This is a genomic window from Streptomyces carpinensis (genome assembly GCF_002154505.1).
GTDB lineage: Bacteria > Actinomycetota > Actinomycetes > Streptomycetales > Streptomycetaceae > Streptomyces > Streptomyces carpinensis.
Window position 1 is genome coordinate 1 of record NZ_MUBM01000712.1, and the last position, 1,224, is coordinate 1,224.

A 1,224-nucleotide genomic window follows, 5' to 3' on the forward strand; every position below is an offset into this window, starting at 1 on the left:
CCTGCACGGGCGCCCTCGCCGTCGGCGAGGGCGCCCGTGCAGGGGTAGACGACGGCGTACCGTTGCCCGCACTCCTCCCACGAGACCCAGCCGGTGCCCGGGGTGACGGGCACGAAGACGAGCTCGGCGCCGGAGATCTCGCGCGGCGGATACTCGTGGACGTTGACCTGGATCCGGTTCTGGCCCAGCCAGCGCGTCCCCGGCCGCAGCGCGTCCACGACGGCAGCCCAGCCGCCGCGGCTCACCTGTGCGGTCCGCCCGACGACGTCGGCCTCCAGGACGCGCCGCCGCCGGTCCCAGTAGGGCCGTACGGCATCGGTCCAGACGTACTCCAGGAGCCGGGCGGCGCGCTCGGGCAGGTCGTCCCGCTCCAGCGCGGCCGGCAGCGGTCCGGCGAGCGAGATCCGCAGGTTCGCGCGGGCCTCGGCCGGATCGGCCGAGCGCACCCGGGCGACTCCGTCCTCGAAGCTCTCCTCGTCCCGGGGCGTGGGCGTGAGGAAGTCGGCGATCCATTCCCGGCCGAGCCCGGCCCGCACGAGCAGCGCGGTGACGGGATCGGCCGCGAGGTGCTGCCGGTAGGCGGGCAGGTGCGCGCGCAGCCAGGCCTGTTCGCCCGGATGCCGGCCCACGCCCGAGTGCAGCAACTTCAGGCTCGCGAAGGTCTCGGCGAGCGGTGAGAGCACGAACCGGCTCCCGGCGAGCGTGTCGGCGTTCACCTGCCACCAGCCCACGAGTCCTCCTCCGGACGGGGTTCGCACCTTTCGCGTGTGCGCGAAACAATAACGACCGGTGCCGGGCCGGTCCGAGACTCCGGCGCATGCGCAGCTACCAGGACCTGTTCCGCACCAAGGAGTTCACTCCGCTGTTCCTGTCCTCCGCCGCCCAGACCGTGGCCCAGACGGTGAGCGGACTGGCGCTCGGCACGCTCGTGTACCGGGCCACGGGCTCGCCGCTGCTGTCCGCGGTGAGCATGTTCGGCCCGTCGCTCGCCCAAGTGCTGGGCGCGACGCTCTTCCTCTCGGGCGCCGACCGGTTGCCGCCGCGCCGGGCGCTGGCGAGCATCTCGCTGGCCTTCGCGGCCGGTACGGCGGTGCTGGCGCTGCCCGGCCTGCCGGTGTGGGCGGTCTTCGCGGTCGTCCTCGTCCAGGGCCTGGTCGCCTCCCTGGGCGGAGGCGTCCGGTGGGGCCTGCTGAACGAGATCCTGGCGGCGGGCGGCGCGGGCGG

General features: G+C 74.5%; 1 protein-coding gene and 1 pseudogene. One reads left to right on the forward strand and one right to left on the reverse strand.

Going from position 1 to position 1,224, the window contains the following annotated elements; genetic code table 11:
* Positions 1-731 (reverse strand): transcriptional regulator (locus tag BZY54_RS48210; RefSeq protein WP_107420032.1); only part of this gene is annotated, 731 nt, incomplete at its 3' end.
* 86 nt (positions 732-817) lie between these two features.
* Here BZY54_RS48210 and BZY54_RS48215 point away from each other — a divergent pair.
* Positions 818-1,224: pseudogene (locus BZY54_RS48215) on the forward strand (MFS transporter); the annotation flags it as partial.